This is a genomic window from Streptomyces sp. NPDC012474, from assembly GCF_042955185.1.
GTDB classification, from domain to species: domain Bacteria; phylum Actinomycetota; class Actinomycetes; order Streptomycetales; family Streptomycetaceae; genus Streptomyces; species Streptomyces cahuitamycinicus.
On sequence record NZ_JBIBEP010000002.1, the window covers coordinates 274,368 to 300,583 of the forward strand.

General features: G+C 74.1%; 27 protein-coding genes. 12 read left to right on the forward strand and 15 right to left on the reverse strand.

The window, feature by feature from the left end; translation table 11 throughout:
• Positions 1–60: 60 nt before the first annotated feature.
• Complete coding sequence (locus ACFY9S_RS06080; RefSeq protein ID WP_391123574.1) at positions 61–1,398, reverse strand: hypothetical protein; 1,338 nt, start codon at positions 1,396–1,398, stop codon at positions 61–63.
• Positions 1,399–1,634: 236 nt separating this feature from the next.
• Here ACFY9S_RS06080 and ACFY9S_RS06085 point away from each other — a divergent pair, with 236 nt between their 5' ends.
• Genes ACFY9S_RS06085 through ACFY9S_RS06100 form a run of 4 tightly spaced genes read left to right on the forward strand, consistent with a single transcriptional unit; the run spans position 1,635 to position 3,607 of the window.
• Complete coding sequence (locus ACFY9S_RS06085; RefSeq protein ID WP_391123576.1) at positions 1,635–2,006, forward strand: sortase-dependent protein; 372 nt, start codon at positions 1,635–1,637, stop codon at positions 2,004–2,006.
• Positions 2,003–2,617: a class F sortase gene (locus ACFY9S_RS06090; protein ID WP_391123577.1), complete on the forward strand. Its 615-nt coding sequence runs from the start codon at positions 2,003–2,005 to the stop codon at positions 2,615–2,617. Before ACFY9S_RS06085 ends, ACFY9S_RS06090 begins: the two co-directional genes overlap by 4 nt.
• The gene (locus ACFY9S_RS06095; RefSeq protein ID WP_391123579.1) at positions 2,614–3,105 is read left to right on the forward strand and encodes a sigma-70 family RNA polymerase sigma factor; all 492 of its coding nucleotides are present in this window, start codon (positions 2,614–2,616) and stop codon (positions 3,103–3,105) included. The genes ACFY9S_RS06090 and ACFY9S_RS06095 overlap by 4 nt, the downstream gene beginning before the upstream one ends.
• A complete protein-coding gene (locus ACFY9S_RS06100; RefSeq protein WP_391123581.1) occupies positions 3,089–3,607 on the forward strand; it encodes a hypothetical protein in 519 nt (172 codons plus the stop codon). The genes ACFY9S_RS06095 and ACFY9S_RS06100 overlap by 17 nt, the downstream gene beginning before the upstream one ends.
• A 10-nt stretch (positions 3,608–3,617) precedes the next feature.
• Here the strand turns inward: ACFY9S_RS06100 and ACFY9S_RS06105 are convergent, their stop codons facing one another.
• Complete coding sequence (locus tag ACFY9S_RS06105) at positions 3,618–4,592, reverse strand: cytochrome c oxidase assembly protein (protein ID WP_391124235.1); 975 nt, start codon at positions 4,590–4,592, stop codon at positions 3,618–3,620.
• 326 nt (positions 4,593–4,918) lie between these two features.
• On the opposite strand from ACFY9S_RS06105, the gene ACFY9S_RS06110 reads away from it, so the two are divergent.
• Positions 4,919–5,776 carry a putative RNA methyltransferase gene (locus tag ACFY9S_RS06110; protein WP_391123583.1) on the forward strand — a complete coding sequence of 286 codons (858 nt, stop codon included), beginning with the start codon at positions 4,919–4,921 and terminating at the stop codon, positions 5,774–5,776.
• Here the strand turns inward: ACFY9S_RS06110 and ACFY9S_RS06115 are convergent.
• From ACFY9S_RS06115 to ACFY9S_RS06145, 7 genes are all read right to left on the reverse strand, one after another.
• Positions 5,770–6,453: a DUF4328 domain-containing protein gene (locus ACFY9S_RS06115; protein WP_391124238.1), complete on the reverse strand. Its 684-nt coding sequence runs from the start codon at positions 6,451–6,453 to the stop codon at positions 5,770–5,772. The two genes, ACFY9S_RS06110 and ACFY9S_RS06115, sit on opposite strands and share 7 nt — an antisense overlap.
• 7 nt (positions 6,454–6,460) lie before the next feature.
• Positions 6,461–6,823: a DUF952 domain-containing protein gene (locus ACFY9S_RS06120; RefSeq protein WP_391123585.1), complete on the reverse strand. Its 363-nt coding sequence runs from the start codon at positions 6,821–6,823 to the stop codon at positions 6,461–6,463.
• On the reverse strand, positions 6,820–7,791 hold the full coding sequence (bla, locus tag ACFY9S_RS06125; RefSeq protein ID WP_391123586.1) for a class A beta-lactamase: 972 nt from the start codon (positions 7,789–7,791) through the stop codon (positions 6,820–6,822). The genes ACFY9S_RS06120 and bla overlap by 4 nt, the downstream gene beginning before the upstream one ends.
• Before the next feature lie 274 nt (positions 7,792–8,065).
• The gene (locus ACFY9S_RS06130) at positions 8,066–8,617 is read right to left on the reverse strand and encodes a TerB family tellurite resistance protein (RefSeq protein ID WP_391123588.1); all 552 of its coding nucleotides are present in this window, start codon (positions 8,615–8,617) and stop codon (positions 8,066–8,068) included.
• Between the two features lie 178 nt (positions 8,618–8,795).
• The gene (locus tag ACFY9S_RS06135) at positions 8,796–10,706 is read right to left on the reverse strand and encodes a hypothetical protein (RefSeq protein ID WP_391123590.1); all 1,911 of its coding nucleotides are present in this window, start codon (positions 10,704–10,706) and stop codon (positions 8,796–8,798) included.
• A gap of 92 nt (positions 10,707–10,798) precedes the next feature.
• The gene (locus ACFY9S_RS06140; protein ID WP_391124241.1) at positions 10,799–12,055 is read right to left on the reverse strand and encodes a serine hydrolase; all 1,257 of its coding nucleotides are present in this window, start codon (positions 12,053–12,055) and stop codon (positions 10,799–10,801) included.
• A 215-nt stretch (positions 12,056–12,270) separates the two neighbouring features.
• On the reverse strand, positions 12,271–14,055 hold the full coding sequence (locus ACFY9S_RS06145) for an ABC transporter transmembrane domain-containing protein (protein WP_391123592.1): 1,785 nt from the start codon (positions 14,053–14,055) through the stop codon (positions 12,271–12,273).
• 75 nt (positions 14,056–14,130) lie between these two features.
• Here ACFY9S_RS06145 and ACFY9S_RS06150 point away from each other — a divergent pair, with 75 nt between their 5' ends.
• On the forward strand, positions 14,131–14,706 hold the full coding sequence (locus ACFY9S_RS06150) for a TetR family transcriptional regulator (protein WP_391123594.1): 576 nt from the start codon (positions 14,131–14,133) through the stop codon (positions 14,704–14,706).
• Between the two features lie 417 nt (positions 14,707–15,123).
• Positions 15,124–15,486: a DUF1304 domain-containing protein gene (locus ACFY9S_RS06155; protein ID WP_102913789.1), complete on the forward strand. Its 363-nt coding sequence runs from the start codon at positions 15,124–15,126 to the stop codon at positions 15,484–15,486.
• A gap of 1 nt (position 15,487) precedes the next feature.
• Here ACFY9S_RS06155 and ACFY9S_RS06160 read toward each other — a convergent pair whose 3' ends face one another.
• A complete protein-coding gene (locus ACFY9S_RS06160; RefSeq protein ID WP_391123596.1) occupies positions 15,488–15,892 on the reverse strand; it encodes a DUF5994 family protein in 405 nt (134 codons plus the stop codon).
• Positions 15,893–16,025: 133 nt separating this feature from the next.
• The gene (locus tag ACFY9S_RS06165) at positions 16,026–16,877 is read right to left on the reverse strand and encodes a hypothetical protein (protein WP_391123598.1); all 852 of its coding nucleotides are present in this window, start codon (positions 16,875–16,877) and stop codon (positions 16,026–16,028) included.
• Between the two features lie 127 nt (positions 16,878–17,004).
• On the opposite strand from ACFY9S_RS06165, the gene ACFY9S_RS06170 reads away from it, so the two are divergent.
• Positions 17,005–17,379 carry a DUF6479 family protein gene (locus ACFY9S_RS06170; protein WP_391123600.1) on the forward strand — a complete coding sequence of 125 codons (375 nt, stop codon included), beginning with the start codon at positions 17,005–17,007 and terminating at the stop codon, positions 17,377–17,379.
• Positions 17,380–17,431: 52 nt separating this feature from the next.
• Complete coding sequence (locus ACFY9S_RS06175) at positions 17,432–17,920, forward strand: hypothetical protein (protein WP_391123602.1); 489 nt, start codon at positions 17,432–17,434, stop codon at positions 17,918–17,920.
• Here the strand turns inward: ACFY9S_RS06175 and ACFY9S_RS06180 are convergent.
• Both ACFY9S_RS06180 and ACFY9S_RS06185 read right to left on the reverse strand, forming a co-directional pair.
• A complete protein-coding gene (locus tag ACFY9S_RS06180; RefSeq protein ID WP_391123604.1) occupies positions 17,914–18,642 on the reverse strand; it encodes a carboxypeptidase regulatory-like domain-containing protein in 729 nt (242 codons plus the stop codon). The genes ACFY9S_RS06175 and ACFY9S_RS06180 overlap by 7 nt on opposite strands.
• A 262-nt stretch (positions 18,643–18,904) precedes the next feature.
• Complete coding sequence (locus ACFY9S_RS06185) at positions 18,905–20,566, reverse strand: alpha-amylase family glycosyl hydrolase (protein WP_391123606.1); 1,662 nt, start codon at positions 20,564–20,566, stop codon at positions 18,905–18,907.
• Between the two features lie 314 nt (positions 20,567–20,880).
• Here ACFY9S_RS06185 and ACFY9S_RS06190 point away from each other — a divergent pair, with 314 nt between their 5' ends.
• The gene (locus tag ACFY9S_RS06190; protein ID WP_391123608.1) at positions 20,881–21,825 is read left to right on the forward strand and encodes an LAETG motif-containing sortase-dependent surface protein; all 945 of its coding nucleotides are present in this window, start codon (positions 20,881–20,883) and stop codon (positions 21,823–21,825) included.
• Positions 21,826–21,997: 172 nt separating this feature from the next.
• Here the strand turns inward: ACFY9S_RS06190 and ACFY9S_RS06195 are convergent, their stop codons facing one another.
• Positions 21,998–22,954: a nucleoside hydrolase gene (locus ACFY9S_RS06195; RefSeq protein ID WP_391123610.1), complete on the reverse strand. Its 957-nt coding sequence runs from the start codon at positions 22,952–22,954 to the stop codon at positions 21,998–22,000.
• A gap of 279 nt (positions 22,955–23,233) precedes the next feature.
• On the opposite strand from ACFY9S_RS06195, the gene ACFY9S_RS06200 reads away from it, so the two are divergent.
• A complete protein-coding gene (locus tag ACFY9S_RS06200) occupies positions 23,234–23,779 on the forward strand; it encodes a pyridoxamine 5'-phosphate oxidase family protein (protein ID WP_391123611.1) in 546 nt (181 codons plus the stop codon).
• An 80-nt stretch (positions 23,780–23,859) separates the two neighbouring features.
• Here the strand turns inward: ACFY9S_RS06200 and thrS are convergent, their stop codons facing one another.
• Complete coding sequence (gene thrS / locus ACFY9S_RS06205; RefSeq protein WP_391123613.1) at positions 23,860–25,080, reverse strand: threonine--tRNA ligase; 1,221 nt, start codon at positions 25,078–25,080, stop codon at positions 23,860–23,862.
• Between the two features lie 348 nt (positions 25,081–25,428).
• Between thrS and ACFY9S_RS06210 the strand changes: the two genes are divergently transcribed.
• The gene (locus tag ACFY9S_RS06210; protein WP_391123615.1) at positions 25,429–26,214 is read left to right on the forward strand and encodes a hypothetical protein; all 786 of its coding nucleotides are present in this window, start codon (positions 25,429–25,431) and stop codon (positions 26,212–26,214) included.
• Positions 26,215–26,216 lie beyond the last annotated feature (2 nt).

Below are 26,216 nucleotides of genomic sequence, written 5' to 3' on the forward strand. Positions count from 1 at the left end.
GTCTCGGTGGGATGAAGGGCGGGGCGGGGCAGGGCGTTCGCCCGGTCGGGTCGTGCCGGGTCACATGTGGCGTGGGTGCGGGCCGTCGTCGCGGGAGCGGCGGCGGTCCCAGGGGCGCAGGCTGCCGGGCGGGGGGCCGTCCAGGCCCGCGCGGTAGAGCCCGTGGGCGATGCGCCGTCGTGCGGCCGTCTCCAGCGCGTCCCGCAGCGGGCCGTCGCGCAGCACCGCCTCGGGGCCGAGCAGGCTCTCGACCGCGGCGAGCGCGCCGGCGGTGTCGCCGTGGTGGAGGCGTTCGCGGACGCCGGGGAAGCATTCGGGCCGGCGGTGGGCATCGTCGACGGCGCGCAGACAGGGCAGCGGCGGCCCGCCGAAGGCGGCGAGCAGTTCCTCCCGCCGGATCTCGGCCGGGTCGTGGTCGAGGGCGGCCTGCGCGCCGTCGACCAGGCCGATCCGGTGCCGGGCGCCCCGGCACTCCACCACCCGGGGGTCGCCCGCCCGCTCCGGCACCCCGGGGGTGCCCGTCCGCTCGGCCCCCAGGGCCGAGGCGACCAGCGGATGCAGCCGCCCGGCGTCGATCGCCCCGGCCCGCAGCAGCTCCAGGTCGGGCAGCACCCAGGTCGCCGCGTCGGGCAGCACGGGGAGCGAGGCGTCGGGGGCGCGTGCGTACGACATCGCCGCCTGCTCACCGCCGTCGGACACCTCCAGGACGACCCGGTGCCGTGCCCCGAGCCGCACGGAGACCCTGCCGCCGGACCGTCCCCCGGCGCGCAGCAGGATCTCCGCCTCGGCCGCCCATCGGTCGACGGCGCACCGCTGTCCGTACGGCGCCGGCCCGGCGGGATCGGGGCCCGCACCGCCCTCGCCGGACCGCGCCCGCAGCTCACCGGCCCGGCGCGCGTCCCACAGGTGACGGTGCAGGTCGAGCCGGAAGCGCCGGCTGGGGCGCGGGTGCGGATGATGCCGGTGGGCCTCCCGAGCGCGGGAGGCGTCCCACAGGGCGAGGCTGATCCGCTGACCGGCGTCCGCCCAGGCGGGCGGCGTTCGCGCCACGAGGTGCAGTGCTCCCGGGCCGGTGGTGCCGTAGCGGGACAGGGTGATGGTCAGGCCCGGCCGCAGCAGCCCGTCGGGGGCGATCCTCGGCATGTGCCAGCGCAGCAGGTCCGGGGCGAGGTGCCGGAGGTCGGCGCGGAGCCGGGCGGCGGCCTCCCGGCCGTAACGCCGCGCCACGAGACGGGGCCGGACGTCGACGTCGACGTTCGCGGCGGCGCAGGCTCCCGCCCAGTCACCGGCACGGCGGCGCGCGGTCGCGGTCTCGATCATGGAAGGCGGCACGGCGAACTCGCGCACGCGCGGCCAGAAGGAAAGCGAGAAGTCCCCGTTCGCGAGGTCGGTGAGCATCAGCACTCACCTTGCGCGGACGGGTCCCCCAATCTGTTCACAGAGTGAGTCGTCATCGCGAGGGATGCTAGCCGCCCCGACTCCCGCGCGCATCAGGTTATGTGGGGCCAGGTTGTTCCGGCCCCCCGCGACGGCTTTGCCATCTCTTTACAACCCGTCTCGGCGCCGCCTCGTCTCTCCGCACGATGTGTCACCCCGCCCGACCGTCGGGCGGACCGACGAAGGAGAGCGATTCCATGCGCCGAACCGTCCTCAGTGCCCTGGCCCTCGCGGGCACCGCCGTACTGATGGGCACGGGGCCCGCGTTCGCGGACGGGGCTGCTGCCCCGAGCCCGGTCCCGGCGTCCGCCGCGCCCACCACCCAGCCGGAGGAGAGCGCCGAACCGACCCGGGTGGCCGAACCGGCGCCGGCCAGTGCCGAACCGACCCGGGCGCCCGCCGAGGGGCAGGTCTCCGTCGTGCCGAGCGGCGCGCCCGACACCGGTGTGGCGTCGTCCCCGGCCTCCGGGAACGACGGCGCGGCGATCGGCGCGGGCGCCGCCGCGGTGCTCGCCCTGGGCGGCGGCACGGTCTTCGTCGTACGCCGCCGCCGGGCGACCGGGGCATGAGCTCGTTCTCCAGGCGCGCCGTCACCGCCGGGGCACTGGCGTCCCTGCTGACGGCGTGCGCGGGCCACGGGACCACCCCGCCGCGGCCGAGGACCACGGCTTCACCGGTCCCGGCCGACAGGGCACGCCCCCTGGCCCGTTCGGCCCCGGTGCGGCTGCTGATCCCGGCGATCGGCGTCGACACCCCGGTGATCCGGCTCGGGCTGGCGGCCGACGGCACGGTGCAGGTGCCGCCGGTCACGGCCCACGACCGGGCGGGCTGGTACCGGCACTCGCCGACACCCGGTGAGTCGGGCCCGTCGGTGCTCCTCGGCCACGTCACGGTCGGCCCGTACGGCGACGGCGTCTTCCGGCACCTAGCCCGGCTGCACCGGGGTGAGCGGATCACGGCGCGCCTGGAGAACGGCACGGCGGCGGAGTTCGCCGTCACGGCGGTGCGGACCGTCCCCAGAACCGACTTCCCGACGGACGACGTCTACGGCGACGTGGACCGGCCGGAGCTACGGCTGATCACGTGCGGCGGAGCGCGGACCGGCGACGGCTACGCGGACAACGTCATCGTGTTCGCGGCGCTGAGCGGTGCGACGTCATCCACCCCGGGAGAGCGTTGAAACGGTCCCGCGAGAAGGCAGCGTCCGAGCTGTTCGCCGCCCTCTATCCGCGCCTCGCCGGCTGGTGCCGTCGGCTCGTCGACGACGACGGGACGGCCCACGAGATCGCCTCGGAGGCGTTCACCCGGCTCTGGGCCCGCTGGACGACCGTGGAGGAGCCGCGCGGGTTCCTCTACGTCACCGCGGCCAACCTGGTCCGGGACCACTGGCGCAAGCTGGAGCGCGAGCGCCGGGCCCTGCACCGCGTCACCTCGGAGGCCGCCGTACGCCCGCACTCCGAACAGGCCGACCCGTCGGTGCGGATGCTCGTGCAGTCGCTGCCGGAGCGACTGCGCGTCCCGATCCTGCTCCACTACTACGCTGACATGCCGATCCGGGAGGTGTCCGCACTGACCGGGCGCAAGGAAGGAACCGTCAAGGCCGACCTGCACGCGGCCCGGGAACTGCTCCGCGTCCACCTGAGGAGAAGCCTTGACCACACGCCTTGACGACGACGGCCCGGAGCCGGGCCCCGACGACCCGCTCGCCGTGATCCTGCGCCCCTCCTCCCCCGACCACCTGGGCGCGCCCCCCGGCCAGTACCGGGCGATCCGCCGCCGGGCGACCCGCCGCCGTCTGCTGCGCACCGCGACCGGGGCGGGCCTGTGCTGCGTCGCGGCCGTCCTCATCGGCATCCCCCTGCGCCACACGGCACCCGAACACCCCACGACCCCGACGATCCCGATGGCCCCGCCCACCACGCGGACGGCGCCGCCCACCTCCCCGGTGTCACCCACCCCGGTACCGTCCCCGTCCGAGTCGCGCGCGTCCCCGGGCCCGCGCCGCCCGGCCACCGACGCCCCCCGTACGACGGAGCCCGGCACCCCCGAGAGGCGGGCGACCGGCCCGGCGGAGGCGTCCCGCGCCCCGTCGGCCACCCCCACCTCGATACGCCCCGCCCCCTCGGCGGCCCGCCCGAGCACGGACCGGTCGGCCACCGGCAGCCGCTGACCGGCCCGCGTCAGTCGCCCCGCCCCCGCCGCCGCACCCGCTCCGCCACCTCGCCCTCCTCCGTCTCCCACCAGGGCCGGACCAGTACGGCGGGCCCCTGCGCGGGGGCGGCGGGAGCGAGTTCGCCGTCGAGACGCCGGTCCAGTACGGCCGTCTGGGCCCGCTCGGCCCGCGCCCACTGCGCGAGGACCACCAGCAGGAAGGGGAGCGCGACCAGTTCGGAGATGCCCAGCATGGCGCCGCCGCCGAGCTGCTGGTCGTGGTGGACGTCGGGGGACCAGGGCGGCGCGTGGTGCAGGTACCAGGCGCCCGCGATCAGGGTGCCGTGCGTCATCACCACCAGCCCGGGGAGCGCGTCGACGATCCCGTCCAGGAAGACCAGGGCCGCCCGGACCGGGTGGGTGCACCAGGCGGGCAGGGCCTGCTCGCGGGTGAGCACCGGCAGCACGAACAGGCAGCCGGCCGCCAGCAGGTGCAGGTACATCAGCTCGTGCAGCCAGCCCACCCGCAGCGCGGTGGCGAAGTACGGCGTGAAGTAGACGGTCAGTTCGGTGGCCAGCACCAGGGCCGTGCTGACGAGGGGGAACGTCAGCAGCCGGACCGTACGGCCGGACAGCACCCGCCGCACCCGGCCCGCCCCGCCGCCCGGCAGCGCCTCCACCGCGAGCCGCAGCGGATCGCCCAGGGCGAGGCCCAGCGGAGCGAGCAGATCGAGCCCGACGTTCTGCACGGCGGCGGGCCAGAACAGTTCACGGTCGTAGACGGCCAGGCCGGACATCGTGGCCAGGACGATCGTCCCGAGCCCCAGGAGCACGAAGGCGGCGAGCCGCGCCGGCGGCCAGGACCCGCCCCGCCGGCGCACCCGGACCACACCCCAGCCGTAGAGCCCGCCCAGCACGGCGACGAGCAGGAGGGCGGGGACGTCCGGCTGCCACGACCCCAGCAGCCGTCCGACGGTCGGTTCCGGCAGGTACACAGCCGACAGTTCGCTCACCAGCGGACGATAACCGCCGAAGTTGAGGGGGGTGGAGGCAGGGTGGGCCGGTGGCCGGCCTCCGGCGGGCGGCTCGTCGTGACCTGCGGCGGCGCCCGGTAGCCTGGCCGTATGGCTCTGGCATGCAACGCCCTGCCCCACTGCTTCCTCTGACGCCGCGGTGAGGACGGCGACGTGGGTTGTCCACGTCGCCCTCCCCGGCGTTCCCGCCTCCGCTGCCGGTTCGCGGCAGCCGTCCGGCGGGCGCCGACGCCCACCGTCCGCCGTCCGCGGCGCACCCGGCTGCCCGGCGGTGCGCCGCGCTCCGAGGAGCACCCATGCCGTCCGACCGACTCCTGTCCGTCCTGACCTGCCCCCAGTGCCCGGCCGGTCTCGAACCCGTCCGCGGTGCCCTGCGCTGCGCCAACCGGCACACCTTCGACATCGCCCGCCACGGCTACGTCGGTCTGCTGACCGGCCACCGGCGCGCCCCGAGCGCCGACTCCCCCGACATGGTCCGCTGCCGTGCCTCGTTCCTCGGCGCCGGGCACTACGACCCGCTCGCCCGCACCCTCGCACGCCTCGCCGGGGAGCTGGCCGCGCCCGACGCCACCGTGCTGGACGCCGGCGCGGGCACCGGCCACTACCTCGCGGCCGTCCTGGACGCCCTCCCCGAGGCCTTGGGACTGGGACTGGACAGCTCCGTGCCCGCCCTGCGCGCGGCGGCCCGCGCGCATGCCCGTGCGGAGGCCGCCTGCTGGGACGTGTGGCGGCCGTGGCCCGTGCGCACCGGCTGCGCCGGCCTCGTGCTCAACGTCTTCGCGCCCCGCAACGGGCCCGAGTTCGCCCGCGTCCTCGGCCCGGACGGCGTACTGGTCGTCGTCACCCCCACGGCCCGGCACCTGCGCGAACTGCGCGATCCGGTCGGGCTGCTGGCGGTCGACCCGCGGAAGGAGGAGCGCCTGCGCCGGACCCTGGACGCCCACTTCCGGCTCGATCGCACCGAGCCGCTGGAGTACACGATGCGGCTCACGGCCGAGGACATCTCCCGCCTGGTGAGCATGAGCCCGACCGCGCGTCACCTCACCGCCGCACAACTGCGCGGCCGGACCGAGCGGTTGAGTGCGCCGGTGCCGGTGCCGGTGACGGCATCGTTCGCCGTGTCGGTGCACCGGCCGCTGCGGCCAGGTCAGTAGGCCCGGCCGGCGACGTGCTCCCGCTGCGCCGTCGTGAGCGTGTGGATCATGAGGGCGGCGGCCCCGGCCGCGACGACGATCACCAGGTCGGCGGCGAGCAGGGGCAGAACGCCGCTGTAGGCGCGGGCGATGACCTCGTCCGTGTCGTCCGAGTAGATGATCCCCACGCCGCCGGCCAGACCGGCCAGCCACAGACCCCACCACCAGTTCACGACGGCCGGCAGCCGCCGCTCGGGGAAGACCGAGCGGTGGACGTCCGCGACGACACCCCGGGGTATCCACAGGTTCACGACGGGCAGGATCCAGCCCAGCCAGAGCCAGGGGTAGCCGTAGCGCGGGTCCGTGCCCGAGAGGGCCTTGGCGTTGTCCCGCATCCGGTCCAGCCAGAGCAGGAACACGATCACGCAGACGGCCGTGACGGCGCTGCCCACGGAGGCGACCAGGTGGTAGGAGTCCTCCAGGGCGTTCGGGGGCCGGTGCACGCCGTCGCCCTGGTCGAGCGGGCCGGACGCCGGCTGCCCGGCCACGGCGAGCCGGATGTGCCAGACCGCCCGGGCCACCCAGGCGGTCCCGGCGAGGGCGAGGGCGGCGATGGCGCAGCGGGCCGCTCCCCGGACGGGGCGCAGAGCGGGGTCGGTGGCGGGGTCGGGGGCGGCCGGGGTGGAGTTCTGTTCGATCACCCGGTCATCCTGCCGTACGCAGTTCCGAGGCCCGGCCCTCCTCGTCGAACCGTACCTCCAGGACGTGGTCGACGGCGTCCCGGTCGAGGGGGCCGAACACGTGCGGGAAAAGGACGTCCCCGGCGACCCCGGGGGGCGGGGCGGGGGCCGCCGCCTCCCACTCCACCCTGGCGGCGAGCCGCGTCTCGTCGAGGGCGAGCACCAGCAGGGGCCGGGGCGCGTCCCGGTAGAAGGCGTTGACGACGGCCACTGTGGTCACCTCGTCCGGGGAGCAGTGCACGAAGCCCTCCTCGGCGAGGGAGTCGGGCGCGTAGGTCCGGCCGGTGGCGCCGGCCCAGACGGTGCTCGGTACGACGTGATAGATCATGGCCCCGTTATAGACGGCGACGGCGGCCCCGGGAGCCGCAGGGCGGCGATGGTCCGCCGGGTCGCCTCGGCGACCAGGGCGTCCGAGGGTTCGGCGTCGCGGCCGGGCCGGTCGGTCATGACGGCCAGGACGAGCGGCTCCATGCGGGGCGGGTGGACGACGGCGATGTCGTTGGCTCTGCCGTAGTCGCCCGTGCCGGTCTTGTCGGCCACCTTCCAGTCCCCGGGGAGTCCGGCCCGGATGCGGCGGGCCCCGACGGCGGTGGCGTTGCGGGAGAGCCAGTGCATGAGGAGCCTGCGTTCCCGGGCGGGCAGGGCGGTCCCGAGGAGGAGCCTGCGGAAGTCGGTGGCGATCGCCTGCGGGGTGGTGGTGTCGGCGGGGTCGTCCGGCGGTACGTCGTGCAGTTCGGGTTCGTAGTGGTCCATGCGGCTGACCTCGTCGCCGAGCCGGCGCAGGTAGGCGGTGAGCTTCGGCGGGCCGCCGATGTCGCGCATCAGCAGGTTGCCTGCCGTGCCGTCGCTGAAGCGGACGGCGGCGTCGCAGAGCTCACGGAGGGTCATCCCGGCCGCGACGTGCTTGCCGGTGACCGGCGCGGTGGAGCGCAGGTCGGCCTCGGTGTAGGTGACGCGCCGGTCCAGGCCGCTCAGGGTGCGCTGGTGCAGGACCGCCGCCGCGGCCAGGGCCTTGAACGTAGAGCAGAACGCGAAGCGTTCGCCGGCCCGGTGGACGACCGTGGCGCCGGTGCCGGTCGCGAGGGCGTAGACCCCGACGCGGGCACCGTACTCACGCTCCAGGTCCGTCAGCCGGGGGCGGTGGACCGGGGCTCTTCGCGACGGCGCGCCGGAGGTGGTGGGAGTGCGGTCCGGGCGGCCGGCGGGGCGGTCGTCCGTGCCGCATGCGGCGAGGGGGAGCAGTCCCGCGGCGGCCAGCAGGGCGCGGCGGGGCGGGGCGGGGCGGTCGGCGGCCATACGGCGGGCTCCTTCAGGGCGGACCTCGGCGCAGCTCCGGGTGCGGCGTCCGGCGGGCCTGCGGAGTGCCGCGGCATACCGGTCGCCCGGGACGGCGGCGAGCAGAGCGCGGACGGCCGGCCCGGCGGAGCCGCCGCCGGTGCCGGCTCCGCGGCGACGCCGTCATCGGCACGGCGGCCCGCCCGGCCGTGGGCACCCCGCGCACTCCCTGAGCGGCCCGCCCGGCGTGGGCGCCGCGCGCACTCCCTGAGCGGCCCGTGGTCCGGCCCGCCGGTCAGAGCTGGAACTCGGCGGGCGACACCCCCAGCGCCGCACAGGCCTCGCGCAGGACCGTCGCCTCGGCCTGGGAGAAGTGGCCGTCCGCACCGGCGATGACCATGCCCGTCTGGATCACGGCCCGGGCCTCGGTGGGCTTCTTGGTGGCCTTGGCGATCTCCTGCATCGCCTGGGTCTTGCCGAGCTGGAAGTTGGCGGTCAGCTGGTCCACATGCTTGTTGAAACGCGTGCGCAGCTGCTCCGGCGGGAAGTTCTGCAGCACGTCGTTGCTGAGGATCATCGACTCGACCTGCTGGCGCTCGGCCGGATCCACCTGCCCGTCGGCCGCCGCGACCAGGGCGCACATCGCCATGCTCGCGTCCCGGTAGGCACCGCTCTTCAGCTCGTTCTTCAGCGACCCGAGCTGCGTCTTCAGCACACCGACCAGCTGGGCCTTGCTGCCGCCGCCGGACCTCGCCCCGCCGCTGTGCCCACCGGTCGTCGCACCCCGGCCGCCCTGATTCTGCTGGAGGGCCTTGGCCTGGTCCTTGAGCCGGTCCCACACTGCCATTGCGTCCACCTCGGTACTAGTCGGCATCACCTGGCGCACCCGCTCACGCGCGCACACCCCTCCAACGCCCGACCCCCGGGCAAAGGTTCCGCAAAACGAGACGGAGACCGCCTCGCAAAAAGAGACGGGGACCGCCCGCCCCCGGAAGCCGGTGGCGGGCAGTCCCCGTGGCCGGGCGTCAGGCGTCGTCGCGCGAGGGGAGCTTCAGGCGCGGGGCGAAGCGGAACGCGGCGAAGCCCACCGCCGCCAGACCCGCGGCCGCAGCGAGGAGCAGGCCGATGCCGCCCGCGCCGGTGGAGGCGAGGCTGCCGTCGAGGTTCGTCGACGTGCCGCCCGTGGTCGAGGTGCCGTCGCCGCCGGTCGTGCCGGAGCTGGTGGAACTGGTCGACGGGCTCGGCTCGGCGGAGGGGCTCGAGTCGGCCGTGGGGCTCGGGGACGGGGACGGAGAGCCGGACTCGTCACCCGGGCCGGGCTCCTGCGAGCCGTCGCCGGGGACGACCTCGACCGCGAACTGGGTCATGGCGTCACCGACCGAGGCGGCCACGGTGTACGTGCCCGTGCCCTCACCGGCGGTCAGGGCCGGGGCCGTCGCCTTGCCCGAGTCGTCGGTCTTCACGCGGACCACCCGGTCCTCGCCCTCGAAGAGGGGAGCGTCCTTCGCCGTGTCCTCGACGCGGAACTCCACCTCGGTGCCGGCCGGTGCCGTCTTGCCCGACTTGACCACCCGGGCGACCAGCGCGTCGGCGAAGTCCTGCCCCTGCTCGGCCTTCTGCTTGTCGCCGTCCGAGGCGCTCACGACGTACGGGGACTCCTTGACCCGCACGGTGAAGGCCGTCGACGCGCCCAGGGTCGTCGCCCGGACGGTGAACGAGCCCTCCTTGCCGCTGCCCACGTTGATCCACGGGGTCTGCGCACGGCCCTGCGCGTCGGTCGCCACGACGGTCTCGTCGTCGTCGGGGCCGCCGGTGAGGTAGAAGAGCGGCTTCAGGCCGTCCGGGTCCTCGATCGTGTACGTCACGGACGCGTCCGCGACCGGCTTGCCGTCCTTGCCCTGGGCCACCACGGCCAGCGGCCTGACGTCGTTACCCGGCTGGGTCGTCACGTCGGTGCCGGACACCCGGGCCAGCCGGTCGACGGGCAGACCCTTCCACTGCAGGACGATCCGGCCGGGGCCGCCGGGCGCGTTGGCACCGCCCTCGGCCACACCCGAGTCGATCGGGTTGTCGGAGGAGGCCCAGAACGGGTCGTTCTTCTCCGGTGCCTCGGTGCCGCTGCCGACGACGAGCCGGGCGTCGTCCACCCGGGCCGGTTCGGCGTAGCTGGAGCCGCCGCCACCGCTGCCGGTGGTGGGGTCGTTGCCGGCGGACGAGCCGGTCTCGGCACCCGTGCCGCCGCCACCGCCCGCGTAGCCGGCACCGCCGCCGCCACCGCCGTAGCGGCCCGTGCCGCCTGCCCCGCCGGCACCGCCCTTGGCGTGGTCGGCGCCCGCCGCGCCGTTGCCGGTGCCCGCACCGCCCTTCGCGCCGGTCGCGCCCTTGCCGCCACGCCCCTTCTCCGAGGCGTCCTGGCCGGACTCGCCACCGGCGGCGCCGGCCTGACCGTGGGCCATGTCGCCGCCCGCGCCGCCCCCGCCGCCGGCGACGACCAGCGCCGAGCCGCCGCTGGTGCGGATGGCGCTGCTGTTGCCGCCGCGGTCTGCGCCGCTGCTGCCGCCCTTGCCGCCGAGGGCGTCACCGGCGTTCAGCCCCGCGACGGCGATGCTCAGCGCCTCACCGGGGCTGACCTTCACGGTGCCGGCGACGAAGCCGCCCGCACCGCCGCTCGCCATGGAGTTGCCGGCGCCGCCCTCTCCCCAGGCCCGTACGTCCAGGCCCGTCACGCCGGACGGCACCTCGAACTCCTGCTTCGCCGTCGTCGGATCGAACAGCCGGCAGCCGGAGAAGCCCTCTGTCGGTGTGCACGCCTTCCCGGCGAGCGCCGCGCCGCCGGCGGCCGTCGCGGCCGGCGCACCCGTCAGGGCGGTGCCGGCGGTCAGCGCCACGAAGGTCAGGGCCGCGGCGCCGCGCCGGAGTCTGGCGCGGCGTGGCACGGCGGAACCGTGATGCATCAAGGAAACTCCCCAACTCGTCACAAGCTCCCCCCCCAGGGAGCCATGAATTGCTCGATCAGAATCGAACACGACTAGTGGGACAGCTGATCAAACCTGAGACTCTTGGTCAACCGAGAATGGTTGATTCCGGACGCGGGAGCCTCGGGGCAGAGGGCACGGACCACATGCGCGGCGATGGCGTCGTCGATCGGGTGCGACTTCGGACGGCCGTTCTCGTCCAGCTCCTGGTACTTCATCAGGTTCTGGGCGAGGGCGAGCTGGCGCTTGCCGTCACGGCTGGACAGCGCGATCGTGCCGGCGCCGAACACCGCCCCGTCGTGGCCCCAGAAACGGCCGCAGCCGCGCAGGTCGAGGGCGTAGATGCCGAGTCCGTAGTCCATGCCGGAGACGGGGACGGTGCGCGTCATCTGGTCGAGGGACGTCCTGCCGACCAGCTTCCCGCCGAGCAGGGCGCGGTAGAAGCGGTTCAGGTCGTCGGTGGTGGAGACGACCGAACCCGCGGTGGACGCCCAGGACATGTCGTAGACGCTGAAGTCGCGGGGCGGGTCGAGCAGGCCGAACCACGACTCGTACATCCGCGGGTGCGGGCCCTTGATGTACGGGGTGCGCGGCAGGTACGTGTGGCGCAGCCCGGCCCGGTCGATGACGTGCCGGGTGAGGTAGGCGTCCGCCTTCTGGCCGGTGACCTTCTCCAGGAGCAGCCCGGCGATGACGTAGTTGGTGTTGGAGTACGAGCCGGGCACCGAACCGGGGCCTCCGGTCGCGGGGGCCTCGAGGCCCATCCTGACCAGTTCCGCGGGGCGTATGGAGCGGAAACGCTCCTCCTCCAGGCTGGCCGGGGAGTTCCGGGTGAGGGAGGGGAAGGCACCCGCGACGAAGTCGCCGATGCCGCTGGTGTGGTTGAGGAGCATGCGGACGGTGATCTCCCGGCCGCGCTCCCCGGGTATCAGTTCCGGGAGGTAGTCGCCGACGGGCGCGTCGAGCCGGATCCGGCCGCGCTCCACCTGCTGCATCACACCCACGGCGGTGAAGGTCTTGCTGATGCTGCCCACCCGCTGGCGCATGCCCGGCGTGACGGGCCGTCCGGTGGCCACGTCGGCCACACCCGAGGCGCCGGTCCACCGCTCGCCGCCGTCCCGGACGGACGAGAAGACGCCGTACATGCCCGCCTCGTGGACGGCGTCCAGCGAGTCGCGCAGGGCCGGCCCGTCCAGGGACGCGGCGTCCCGTGGTGCGGCGGGACCGGCCTGCGCGGGCGCGGTCAGTACGGCGGTGGTGGTCAGCAAGGTGGTGCCCAGGACGGTTCCGAGGAGCCGTGCGATGCGCAACTGCTTGTCCCTTCCCTGGTGTTCGAGTACGTCGATATCCAAGTACGCCGTTGCCCGAGTGACTTCGATATCCGCGTACGTCGATGTACGACCGTGTCGGTTTTCGACTCGGTCGTGTTCGAACAGGTCGGGATCATCGTCTTGGGCGGCGGACGGTCCTTACATCCTTCCGAGGGATGATCGAAAACCGGCCGCCGCCAATCCCTGAGTTACCGTCAGGCCGCTTGTGTGCCCGCCGTGATGCGCAGCGCCTCCACCAGCTCCCGGTACAGCGCGTCCGTCGCGAGCAGCTCCGCATGACCGCCCCGGGCGCGGACCCGGCCCGCTTCCATCACCACGATGGTGTCCGCGTCGATCACGGTCGACAGCCGGTGGGCGATGGTGACGACCGCGCCGGTCGCCGCGCGGGCGCGCACGCAGGTCTGCACGGCGGCCTCGGTCAGCCCGTCGAGCTGGGCCGTCGCCTCGTCCAGGAGCAGTACGTCCGGAGTGCGCAACAGGGCCCGGGCCAGGGCGATGCGCTGCCGCTCACCGCCGGAGACCGCCGCGCCGGACAGGGGGGTGTCGAGTCCCTCGTCCAGGGCGTCGACCTTCTCGGTCAGCCGCACCTCGTGCAGAACGCGCCGCAGTTCCGCGTCCGTCGCACCGGGGCGGGCCAGCAGCAGGTTGTCGCGGATCGTCCCGGGCACGACCGGGGTGTCCTGCTCGACGTACGCCAGGCGCGAGCGGATCTCGTCGTGGGAGTGGTCCCGATACGGGCGGCCGTCCAGGAGCAGCTCGCCGCCGGTCGGCTCCAGGAAGCGCAGGACCAGGGAGAACAGGGTCGTCTTGCCCGCGCCCGACGGCCCGACGATCGCCGTGTGCCCGTGCCGGGGGATCACCAGGGAGACACCGCGCACAGCCGGGTCGGCGCCCGGGCCGTAGGCCGCGGTCACGTCCCGCAGTTCCAGTACGGGGGTGTCGTCCTCGGCAACCGCCGCACGCCGCGGCGCGGGTCCGCGTACGTCGGCCTCGGTGTCCTCCGACTCCAGGGCGTCGATCTCCCGGATCCGCTCCGCTGCGGCGATCCCCGACTGGAGCGACGTGATGTTCTGGCTGAGTTCGCTGATCGGGTCCATCAGCCCGAACGCGTAAAGCAGGAACGCGATGAGGCTGGAGACCTCCAGGGCACCCTCGGAGACCCGCCAGGCGCCCACGCCCAGGACGAGGATGATCGCGAGCTGGATGCCGGCGACCGCGATCGTCCAGGCCAGGGCCTCGCGGCGGACGGCGCGGACACCGTGCTCGGCGGAGGTGCGGGCGTCGGCCACGATGTGCTCGGCCGTGCGGTCCTCGGCCCGGCCGGCCTTCACCGTCCGGATCGCGCGCAGCGCTCCCTCCAGGTTCCCGCCGAGCCGGCCGAGGTGGTCCTGGGCGCGCTGCTGCGCGGTCGCGATCCCGGGCATCAGGACGGCGAACAGGACGCCGACCACCGCCACGGCCGCCGCGACCGTTCCCAGCAGCACCAGGTCGAGGACGCCCATGAGGATCAGGGTCCCGACGAGCATGACCACGGCGTTGATCAGGCCGACCGGGGCGCCGGTGGCGGCCTGGTGCAGCAGGACCGTGTCGGAGGTGACGCGGGTGACCAGCTCGCCGGGCGGGCGCCGGGTGACGGCCGGGACCGTGGCCCGCAGGAAGCGCCGCACCATCGACTCACGGGCCCCGAGCACCACGCGCTCCCCCAGCGCGCCGAGCAGCGTCCACTGCCAGTACATGACGGCACTGCCGACGACCAGCAGGACGAGCAGGGCCAGGATCGGCCCGCGCAGCGAGTCCGACCCGCCGAGCGCGTCCAGCACACCCTTGGTGACCATCGGCGTGGCCAGTCCCATCCCGGAGCCCACCAGGGCGAGGACGAGGGCCAGGACCAGCGCGCCCCGGTGCGGCCGGGCGAACGACAAGAGGATCCGCAGCCGCGGGACGGACAGCTTGGGGGCCGTACTTTCCGGAACAGTCATGATGCCGAGTGGAGCATTGATGTTCCATAACGGTCAATCGATTTTCATCCCGGAAGGCGCGCTACCGTATGCGGCATGGGTGAGGAGCGGGCCGTGGCGGCCGAGAGCGGGACCCGGGCACGCACGCGTCGCGCCATCGTGGATGCCGCCGTCACCCTGCTGGCCGGCGACCCGACCGCGTCGCTCGGCGATGTCGCGACGGCGGCGGGTGTGGGGCGGACGACGGTCCACCGCTACTTCCCCGAGCGGTCCGACCTGCTCGCCGCGATCAGCTCGGACGTCCTGGACAAGGTCGAGGCGGCGACCGAGCGCGCCCGGCTCGACGACGGCCCGGCCGCCGAGGCGCTGGAGCGGCTCTGCCAGGAGTACTTCGAACTCGGCGACGGCCTCACTCTGATGTTCGACACGCCGCAGTTGGCGAACTGGTCCGACTGGGACGAGGAGACCCCCGCCGACCGGCACTTCCTGCACACGGTCCGGCGCGGTCACGCGGAGGGCAGCATCGATGCCGAACTCCACGAGGAGTGGGTCCGCAACCTGGTGTGGGCCCTGCTGTACACGGCCTGGGAGCACACCCGCACCACCGGCACCCCCAAGCACTCGGCTCTGACCCTGTGCCTGCACACCCTGCGCAAGGCCATCGCGCCCTAGGTGTGCTGTGTCATGGCCGCGCCGCCTGGCGCTGTGGGCGCAGCCGCCGACGGCGACCGGGAGCGGGAAGACCGGGCCCGGCTCCCGAGCGGCACACGCGGGGACGCGACGGCCGGACCCGGTCTTCCTCTGGGCGCAATCTGCCACCCGCGGGCCCCGCCCGCCTCCGGGGCGGGCCCGAACGGGGACGGGCGGGGCGGCGGACGGGCGGGGTGGCGACGGACGGGGTGGGACGGCCGGGCGGGAACGGGACCGGTCCGGCCAGGCGGGTGCGACCGGTCCGGGCAGGGGAGTGCGACCGGTCCGGACAGGCGGGCGGAACCGGTCCGGACAGGCGGTTGCGACGGGCAGGGGTGGGACGGCCGGGCGGGACCGGGCGGGCGGGCCAGGGGCCGGCGGGTCTGTGATGATGTGCGCATGTCGACCCTTGCCACCATCGCGGTACTGGCCCTCGCCGCACTCCACGCCTACATCCTGGTGCTGGAGATGTTCCTGTGGACCACGCCGCGGGCCCGGGCCGCCTTCGGCACGACCGCCGAGTTCGCCGCCTCGACGAAGGCCCTCGCGGCCAACCAGGGCCTCTACAACGGCTTCCTCGCGGCCGGTCTGGCGTGGGGAGCGGTGGCGTCCGACCCGGTGGGCTTCCAGGTCACGGTGTTCTTCCTGGTGTGCGTGGCGGTCGCGGGGCTCTACGGCGCCGCGACCGCGAGCAGGAAGATCCTCTTCGTCCAGACCGTCCCGGCCCTGGCCGCCCTGGCCCTGGTGCTGCTCGCGCGCTGAGTCAGACGCCCCGCGTGACGGCCCGTTCCATGACCCGACCGGCCTCCGCCTCGTCGGTGGCGGGCGGCACCACCAGCAGGTCCCAGCGGCCCATGCCGGGGGCGAGCAGGCACACGGTGTGCGGGGCGGTCGGTGAGTCGGTGCGCCCCACGTGCACCGCCTGACCAGCGACGACCATCCGCTCCGGGCAGTCCGGCCAAGTGTCCCCGTTGACCAGGACGCTGCTGATCCGGCCCCAGGCATCCGGCAGTCCGCCGAGCAGCACGGGCAGTTCGGCGGCCAGGTCGTACGAGCGGGGCCACCATGCCCCGTCGATCCGGCGGGCCGGGCGTGCCTGGTCCGCGATCCGTAGCCGGACCTCGGACGGGGCGGGGACGGACGGCTGGGGCGAAGAGGCGGACGTCATCGAGGGGCTCCTGCTGCGGGGGGCGGCGAGACCGGTTCGGCCACCGGGTGCGACATACCCTCGGCATATCCACGGTACGCCGTACGCCGCGGGGCGGTACGGGAGCCGGGGCCGCCCGCACCGCCCCTGCCGGTCACAGACCGTAGCGGCTCTTCAGATGGCGCCAGAAGTCGCGCAGCATCCACGTGTCGAACTCGGTGATCTGCGTGGCGCTGCCCGCCTTCATCAGGAAGCAGCACTGGCCGGTCGGCGACCAGTCGTAGAAGTCGTCGAGGCCGAAGGTGTGGCCGACCTCGTGCAGGTAGATGTGGATGTTCTCCTGGTTCAGCGCGCCGGTGAAGTACTCCTGGCCCATGCGCTGGCCCCAGTCACCGCCCGCGCCGCCCTGGAAGCCCTTGGTCAGCCACAGCGACTGGTCGTAGTGGCGGGCGGCGCCGCCCGGGCACTTGGAGTAGTTGCCGTCCTGGTGGAAGAAGCGTCCGCAGTCCGGGGCGCACTGCGGTGAGCCGCCGTCGTCGAGGACGCCCGCGTAGATGTCGACGGAGTTGTCGCTCCACTGGAGGGTGGAGCGGTTCTTCACGGCCCAGCCGACGATATTGACGGGCACTGTGGTGTACGGCCAGGCGTTGTGGCCCTTGCCGTTCACCACCATCGCGGACATCCACTTGCCGAACTGCTTCTTCAGCGCCGCGTGGATCCGGTCGCGCAGGGCGGCGCTGACCGGGGCGTCGGACTCCCAGCGCACGCAGTAGTTGACGCTGCCCCGGTTGGCCATGACCTGGTCCCAGCCGTAGTTCCGGAAGCCGTACAGGTTCCCGTAGGTCGACTCGACGTGGTTCCACACCTCGTTCAGGGGCTGGGCGAGGTGGGCGGGCGGTTTCCAGTCGTCGGCGGCCTGCGCCTTGCCCGAAGCCATGCCGGGAGTGGCGAACGCCGCGGCCAGCACGGCGAGCACGGTGAGCAGCCGCGCCAGGTGTCTGCGCATGGTGATCTCCTCGTGGGGGGGGGGAGGTGTCACCCTGAGGTCGTCGCCGGCGCGGCCGGGGTTGCCTGCCCATGACCCGGAGGGCATTCCGGGCGCTTTATCCCATTCCGTCGGTGATACTTGGGGCATGAGTACGGCAACGTATGCAGAACTGGCGGCGTCGTCAGATCACGCGGTCGCCGTGACCATCGCCTTCGTCGGCGGGCTGATCGTGGCCTGCGCGCTGATCTGGGCCGTGCTGGTCGGGATGCGGGTCATGGACAAGGACACCCATCACCCCTCTCCGGAGGAGCAGCCGCACATGCCGGACACCGGTCCGGTCCGCGAGATGCGTGAGATGCGCGAGCCCGACGACGTGCCGGTCGTGACGCGCGACGGTCAGCGGATCATGCCGCATGAGCTCCACCGTGCGAGCACCAAGACCGGAAAGGACCAGAAACCGCGCCGCTGGTCGCCCGGATCCAGTGGATCCTTCGGCGGCGGCGGGCTCGGCCGCACATGAGGCCGTAGGCCGTAGGCAGTAGGCCGGGGCCTGTGGACCGTAGGGAGGCGACATGACGGCCCGCCACCGGACGCGCTGGGCGACGGCAGGGGCCGCCACGGCGCTGGCCCTGTCCGCGGCGCTCGCGGGCTGCGGCGGTGACGGCAGCCCCGCGGACGCCGCGAGCAAGGCGGAGTCCGCGGTGGAGTCGATCGCCTCGGAGGCCGGCGAGGCGGTGGAGTCGGCCTCGGCCGAGGCGCAGCAGCGGCTCGACGACATCCAGGACGGCGCCGACGTCAAGGGCGACGTGACGGCCGGGACGCCCGTCACCGGCTCCGACGGCCGGGTCCGCACGGACGTCACCGTCCGCAACACCGACGACTCGGCCCGGTCCTTCGCCGTCCAGGTCGACTTCCGCGACGCCGGGGGGCAGCTGGTCGACACGGTCATCGTCACGGTGGACCACGTGCAGGCCGGCCACTCCGCCACGGCCACCGCCCGCAGCACCCACGACCTGTCCGGTGAGGTCCGCACCGAGGTGGCCCGGGCGGTCCGCTACTGAGCCTCGTCGTCCCGGGCGACCGAGATGTCGACCTGCTCGCTCATCGCGCTCACCCCGTTCAGGGTGGCGACCGCCTGCAGCCGGTTGGCACCCGCCGGGAGACCGGCCCCCGGGGTGCAGGCCCAGGTTCCGTCGGGGGCGGCGGTGGTCGCGCAGGCCTCCTGATCGTCCTTGTCCCTCACGGTGACCTGTGCTCCCGGATGGGCGGTGCCGGAGATCTCCGGCCGGGCGGCCAGCGCCACGCCGGACAGCGGGCGGGTCAGGGTCGGCCCGGCCAGGCCCACGGTCACGGCACACCGGCCGACGGCCCGCGGCACGCCCCGCCCGTCGGTGAGCCGCAGGAAGCAGTCCCGCAGCCGGGTGCCCGGAACGGCGTGCGCGGGCACGGCCAGCACGAAGGGGAACACCCGGTCCTGCCCGGCCGCGCCGCCGGTGACGGTGTACGTGGCGCTGCGCCCGTCGGCGGCGACCGAGCCGCGGTGGCCGGACGCGTCGAGGGGCGTGCCGGTCACGCGCGTGCCCCGGGGCGCGGTCAGGGTCAGCGTCGCACCCGCGGCCGTCTCCGGGACGCCCGCGACCTCGACGATGCCCTCCCGGCCCGGCGCGATGGTCACGGCTCCCCACAGGCCGCCGTCCCGGGCCGCCGCGGGCGTTCCGGGAAACGCGAGCGCCCCCACGACCAGGGCCCCCGCCACGGCTGCTGTCCTGCTGTACCTGTTCATCGCGGGCGGGACTCCCTGTCCGGACACGGTCGGTACCCCAACCGTCCCACCCACCCCCACCCCCGGCCCGCCCTACTACGCCACGCGAGTGGGCCCACGCCCCCGAAGGGGCGCGGGGATCTGCGCGACCAGCCACCACACCCCCGCAGACACACCACAACCACCCCCGACCACACCCCCTAGGGACGCGAGGAACTGCGCGATCAGCCACCACGCCCCCGCAGACACACCACAACCTGTCGCGGCACCACCCGCGGAGCGCTCAGCGGCCGAGCCACACCGTCGTGTCCGGCCCGACCCGGCCGTCCTCCAGCGGCGCACTGCTCAGCAGGACCTCACCGGTCGGCAGGTCGACCGCCGCGCCGGACAGGTTGGTGACGCAGCGCCAGCCCGCGCAGCGGTCGAACCGGAGCACGCCGTCGGGGGTGTCCGCCGCCCAGGTCAGCTCCTCACCGTCGAGGAGCTTGCGGCGCAGCCGCAGGGCCGTGCGGTACAGCTCCAGGGTGGAGCCCTCCACTCCGTCCTGGGCCTCGACGGCGTAGGCGGCGAAGCCGGGCGGCTGCGGGAGCCAGGCCCCGCCGGGCCCGAAGCCGTACGACGGTCCGGACGTCGTCCACGGCAGCGGCACCCGGCAGCCGTCGCGGCCCTTGCGAACGTGACCGGTCTGCTCCCAGATCGGGTCCTGGAGCACCTCGGTGGGCAGGTCGGCGACCTCGGGCAGGCCGAGTTCCTCACCCTGGTAGACGTACGCCGAGCCGGGCAGCGCCAGCATCAGCAGCGTGGCCGCCCGGGCCCGGCGCAGCCCGGCCGCCTCGTCGACGGCCGGGGCGTGGCCGCCGGAGAGCAGCCAGGCGTTGAGGTCGGTGCCGGGCGGCAGCGTCAGCCGGGAGGCGTGCCGTACGACGTCGTGGTTGGACAGCACCCAGGTGGCCGAGGCGCCCGCCGCCCGGGCCGTGGCGAGCGAGTCGGTGATGACCTGCCGCAGCTCCCCGGCGTCCCAGCCGGCCTGGAGGTACTCGAAGTTGAAGGCCTGCCCGAGTTCGTCCGGACGGGCGTACAGCGCACGCCGTGCGCCGGGCACCCACGCCTCGGCGACGGCCATCCGGGGCGGGCGGTAGGCGTCGAGGATCTTGCGCCAGTCGCGGTAAATCTCGTGCACGTCGTCACGGTCGTAGAAGGGGTGGGTGCCGGGCGGCAGCGCGGTGAGCGCCTCCTCGCGGCTCAGCTCGGGCCGGCCGAGGTCGCGCAGGGGTTCGCTCAGGTCCTTGACGAGGGCGTGGGCGACGTCGATGCGGAAGCCGTCGACCCCGCGGTCCGACCAGAAGCGCAGGGTGGTGCGGTAGTCGGCGCGGACCTCCTGGTTCTCCCAGTTGAGGTCGGGCTGCTCGGGGGCGAACAGGTGCAGGTACCACTGACCGTCGGGCACCCGCTTCCAGGCGCTGCCGCCGAAGACGGACTGCCAGTCGCTGGGCGGGAGTTCGCCGTGCTCGCCGCGGCCGTCGCGGAAGACGTAGCGGTCGCGGGCCGCCGAGCCGGGCCCCGCGTACAGGGCTTCCTGGAACCACGCGTGCCGGTGCGAGGAGTGGTTGGGCACGATGTCGACGATGACCTTCAGGCCGAGGCGGTGGGCCTCGGCGACCAGCGCGTCGAAGTCGTCGAGGGTGCCCAGGCGGGGGTCGACGCCGCGGGGGTCGGCGACGTCGTAGCCGCCGTCGGCGAGCTCGGACGGGTAGAAGGGGCTCAGCCACAGGGCGTCCACGCCCAGGGCGGCGAGGTGGGTGAGGCGGCGGGTGATGCCGCGCAGATCACCGAGTCCGTCGCCGTCGGCGTCGGCGAAGCTGCGGGGATAGATCTGGTAGACGACGGCCTGGCGCCACCAGTCGGGGTCCCGGGACGACAGGTCGAGGGTCGAGCGCTCGGTCACGCGGTCTCCTTCGCAGGGCATACGGGCGACAGCATTGAATCTGTCCAGAATGCCGGAAAAAGGAACCATCGCGTTGATCGGAGTGATCCATTCCCGCTGTGATGAAAGTGTGATGGCGACGCAACTTCCTTTGTATCGCCGCAGGTTGACAGTGTGCTGCGGCCCAGCCACGATGGGGCCACTGAGGCACATGTGACCAATGAGCCCAGTGTTCTCTCAGACCACTCACCCCCGGTGCGGCCCCGGCAACCGCGTGCGTCACGCTGCCCGCCTGCCGTCATCCGGGTCGGCACACGCCAAGAAATGGGATACGCATGTCCATAGCGAGCCGTGTCACCGCGCGACGCCTGCTGGGGACGGGTGCCGCGGCCCTCGCCCTCTGCGCCGCCTCCGCCACGACCGCCTTCGCCACCGGAACGCCCGGCGGCGACGGCTGGTCGTCCGGCGGCAGCTACAAGCCGGGCACGGGCGCGGGCACGGAGACCGGGACCGACCGCTGCCAGTTCTCGCTCGACGGCACGAACTTCTACGACTCGGTCAAGGTCGACGACCAGAACCTGAAGCCGAGCGAAGACGGCAAGGTACACGTCAAGGTCCGCACCGCGGGTGACGCGGCCACCTGCACGGCTTCCCTGGCGTCCTACCTCGCGCACGGCGCGACCTTCGCGACCTCGGGTGAGCAGGTGTTCGTCGACTTCGACACGGTGACGGTCAAGCCGGGCGCCACCGAATCGCTCGACATCGCCATCCCGGACAAGGGCTGCTTCGGGCAGATCGACCTCTACCGGGGCGCGGTGAAGTTCGACGGCGAACTCGACGCGAAGGACGGCTTCGAGCACGGCGAGCTGCCCAAGGGCCCGGACCGCCCGGTCATCAAGGACAAGCTGATCGCGGCCTGGAACGGCGGCACGAAGGAGTGCACGACCCCGCCGCCGGCGGAGGAGGAGCCGCCCGCCTCCACGCCGCCCGCGAGCCCGTCCGAGCCGGCCGAGGAGACGACGCCCCCGGCGTCCCCGTCGGAGCCCGCCGAGGAGACGACGCCGCCGTCCTCCGAGACGGACACGCCCACCCCGAGCGCCTCCGAGTCGACGCCCACCGCCCCCAAGCCCAACGGCGGTGGCGGCGACCTCGCCGAGACCGGCGCCAACAGCAGCACCGGCCCGATCGCCCTCGGCGCGGCTGCCCTGCTGGCGGGCGGAGCGGCCCTCGTCGTGATGACCCGCCGCCGCGCGGCCAAGCGCGGCACCACCGGCGCCTGAGCCCGCCCCTTCGTGAGCCCCGCCCTGCCGACACCCCACCGGGACCACGGCAGGGCGGTCCGCGAAGATTCCCGCGACGGGCCTCTCCGGTCCGGGACAGCAACACCAGGGCCGGGCGCCTAGAGGTACGCAGCGGTTCCGGGCCGGCAGTCCGTCGGACGACCTGCGCGGATCACACCGTCTCCAGGTACAGGTTCACGTACCGCTCCACGTTCACGTCCAACGCCACGTCCACCAGCGGCTGTTCGCGCGTGCCCTCGTGTATCTCGGACTCGCCGGGACGTGGCCGGCGGTCGACGATGGTCTGGCCGCGGGCGGGTCCGGGGGCGAGGACGACCTCGACCGGCAGGCGCTCGGTGGTGATGCCCTTCGGGTCGACGACCGCGCAGACCGCGCCCGCGTCACCGAGGCCACCCATGGGGGTGGGGTCACCGGAGGTGGCCGGGTCCCGGTGGGCCAGCAGTTCCCCGGCCATCCTCAGGCTCGGTTCCGCGCTCGTCCGCAGCCGCTGCACCTCCCCGGCGGGCACCAGGACCCTCTTGAACACGTCCAGGCCGTACATCGTGATCGGCACGCCCGCGCTGAGCAGGACCGCGGCGGCCTCCGGGTCGTGCCACACGTTGAACTCCGCGACCGGCGTGGCGTTCCCGGCCGCCACCGCGCCGCCCATGAACACGATCCGCTCGATGTTGCGGGTCACCTCGGGATGCGTCCGCAGCAGCAGCGCGATGTTCGTCAGGGGTGCGATCGGGATGAGGGTGACCGGCCGCGGCGAGGCGAGGATCTCGCGGCGCAGCAGCGTCACCGCGTCGACGTCGACCGGCACCCGGGTCGGCGCGGGCAGCCCCAGATCCGCCATCCCGTCCTCCCCGTGCACATGCCGGGCCGTCCGCACGGGTTCGATCAGCGGCCGCTCGGCGCCCCGGGCGACAGGAATGTCACCGGCACCGGCCATCTCGAGCACGGTCAGGGTGTTGCGGACGACGCCGTCCACGTCCGTGTTCCCGGCCACGCAGGTGATCGCCCGCACGTCGAGCGCCGGGTGCCGTACGGCGAACAGCAGGGCGAGGGCGTCGTCGACGCCGGTGTCACAGTCGATGATCACCGGGATGCGCCGTTCGTCCGTCACGGCGGACTCCTTCCAGTGGTTCCGCGGGAAGCTGCCTGCCGGCGACCCTACGGCCTGCCCGGCGGCCCGCGCCCCGCCCGAGGTCCGAGGTCACCGGCCGCACCCCGGCTCCCGGCGCGAGCGCGACCGGCGACGGCGGCGGGTCCGGCCCTGGACGGCGGACCGACCGGCGCCGTACGGCGGACCGGCCCGCGCGAACGGCGACACGAACGGACGCGGCGATGATTTCGGCCCCGGCGGACGGTCGTTACGGGTAGGAGACGACGAAGGAGTCCCGCCATGCCCGCACCGCGACCGACGACCGAGCTCGACGCCCGCTACAGCTCCGCGCTCAATCCCCGCCCCGGCGCATCGGAGGTGACGGCCACCGAATGGGCCGAGGCCCAGCGGCGGCTGGAGGCCGCCGAGATCTTCTGGGTGTCCACGGTGCGGCCCGGCGGCCGGCTGCACGTCACGCCCTGCATCGCCGCCTGGCACGACGGGGCGCTGTACTTCTCCACCGGCCGCGGGGAGCAGAAGGCGAAGAACCTCGCGCACGACGCGCACTGCGCCCTGACCACCGGGGCGAACTCCCTCACCGACGGGTTCGACCTGGTGGTCGAGGGCACGGCCGAGGCGGTCGCCGACCATGCGCTGCTGGAGGAGGTGATCACGGCGTTCGAGACGCAGTACGGGCCGCACATCACCTCCCCCGAGGGCACTTTCCACGGCATCGGGGACGAGTTCCGCAGCGGCGACGCGGTGGTGTTCGCGGTGGCCCCGGACACGGCGTACGGCTTCGGCCGGGACAACGGGGTCTACAGCCACACGCGCTGGACGTTCTGAACCCGTCCCGCCGCGTGGCGATGCCGCTCTGAACCCGTCCCGCCCCCGTGGCGATGCCGCTCGATCGGGGTGATCCCGCGCTACGACGGATCCCACAGGCCGGGCCCGCGGGCCGCCACCCGGTCGCCGATACGGCGCAACAGCTCGGCGCCGGGCAGGGCGTCCGGCCGACGGCCGTCGCGCAGGCGCGGTGCCACGAGGCCGGCGGCGGCCTCCCGTCCGCCGATCACCGCCTGGTAGGGCACCAGCCGGGCCGCGCGGATCCGGGCGGCGAGGGTGCCCTGCCCCGGGCCCGCGGCCTCGGCGCGCAGGCCGAGTTCGCGGGCGCGTCCGGCCAGCGCGTCGGCGGCCTCGGCCTGCTCCTCCCCGACCGGCAGGACCGCCAGCTGAAGCGGGGCAAGCCATGGCGGGAAGGCGCCGCCGTGCTCCTCGACGAGGTGGGCGACCGCGCGCTCCACGCTGCCGATGATGCTGCGGTGGACCATGACCGGGCGGTGTTTCGCCCCGTCGGGGCCGATGTAGTGCAGGTCGAAGCGTTCGGGCTGGTGGAAGTCGATCTGCACGGTGGACAGGGTGGCCTCCCGGCCCGCCGGGTCGGTGATCTGCACATCGATCTTGGGGCCGTAGAAGGCCGCCTCGCCCTCGGCCGCCTCGTAGGGGACGCCGGAGCCGTCCAGGGCCTCTCGCAGCAGGGCGGTGGCGCGCCGCCACAGCTCCGGGTCGGCCACGTACTTGCCGCCCTCGCCGGGCAGGGACAGCCGGTACCGGGACGCGCGGATGCCCAGGTCCGCGTAGGCGCGGCCGATCAGCTCCAGCGCGGCCCGGGCCTCCCGGACGGCCTGCTCCAGGGTGCAGAAGATGTGCGCGTCGTTGAGGGTGATGGCCCGCACCCGGGTCAGGCCGCCGAGGACACCGGACAGCTCCGAGCGGTACATGCCGCCCAACTCGGCCATGCGCAGGGGTAGTTCGCGGTAGCTGTGGGTGCGGGAGCGGTAGATCAGGGCGTGGTGGGGGCAGAGGCTGGGGCGCAGCAGGACCTGCTCGGCGCCCACGTCCATCGGCGGGAACATGTCGTCGCCGTAGTGGTCCCAGTGCCCGGAGATCTCGTACAGCTCGCGTTTGCCGAGGACCGGCGAGTACACGTGCCGGTAGCCGGCCCGCCGTTCCGCGTCGCGGATGTACTCCTCCAGGGTGTGCCGCACGATCGCGCCGTCGGGCAGCCAGTACGGCAGCCCGGCGCCCATCAGCGGATCGGTGTCGAACAGGTCCAGTTCACGGCCGAGCCGGCGGTGGTCGTGCATGGTGACTCCTCGCGATCGGGGGAAGGCGAGCACCACGCGACGAAGCCCCGGGGCACTCGCCCCGGGGCTTCGGACATCAGCTGTCAGCGCGCCGGGACACTCTCCGGCGTCGTCGTGGCGGACGGGTACGACTGGGCGCGCTGCATGGGCGTGACCGTAACAAGGGGGCCGGGGGCGGGGCGACGGGTTTTCGGACGGTGGCCGCGGGTGTCCCGGTCCGCTCACCCGGACGGCCCGTATCGCTGGTGGGCGGGCGGTCGCGGTGGTGCCGTAAGAGCATCCGCCCGATCCTGGAGGGACCGCTCCGCCCGGAGGCGCCTCCATGAGCTCCTCGCAGGAGGCACCCCGATGACCCACCCTCCGGCCGCCCGCGCCCTCCTCGCCTCCGCGCTGTCCGTGACCGCCCTGCTGGCCGGCGCCGGCTGTGCCGTCGACGACGAGCCGCGGCCCCGGTGGTTCTCGGCCTCGGCGTCCGCCTCCGGCGCGTCGCCCGCCGTCGAGCAGCCGGCCGGTTCGGGCGCCGCCCTCACCGAGGCGCAGGCCCAGGCGGCGCTGGTCACCGAGGCCGACCTGGGTGAGCCGTGGGGGCCGACCCGGGGCGCGCGGACCTGGCGGGACGGGCTGCTCAAGGGGACCACGGAGGACCGGGACTGCCAGCGGCTCCTGGACGCCCTCTACACGGAGGAGCCCTTCGGCTCTCCGAAGGGGCCTCAGGCGACGTCCGCGCTCGACGACGGCGACACCGACGCCCAGCTGCGCTACCGGGTCGCCGCCCACCCTCCGGCGGACGTGGACCGCGCGCTGGACTGGATGAAGTCGCTGCCGGACCGCTGCGGCCAGTTCACCGTCACGACGACCCGTGGCGTCGTCCAGGGCGCGGAGGTCCGCGACCTGCCGCTGCCGCCGGTGGGGGACGCCCGGCAGGCCCTGCGGGTCACGCTGGCCGGCGAGACGGAGGAGGGGGAGCTGACGTACCTCACCATGGACCTCGCCGCCGTCCGCGTCGGCGAGGAGGCGATTACCCTCACCAACGCCGGCCTCGACGAGGTGTACGCGGAGGTCACCCAGCAGGCCGTGCGGCTCGGGGCGCAGCGCCTGGCCGAGATCAGGAAGCAGGGCAGGGCGCAGATCTGACA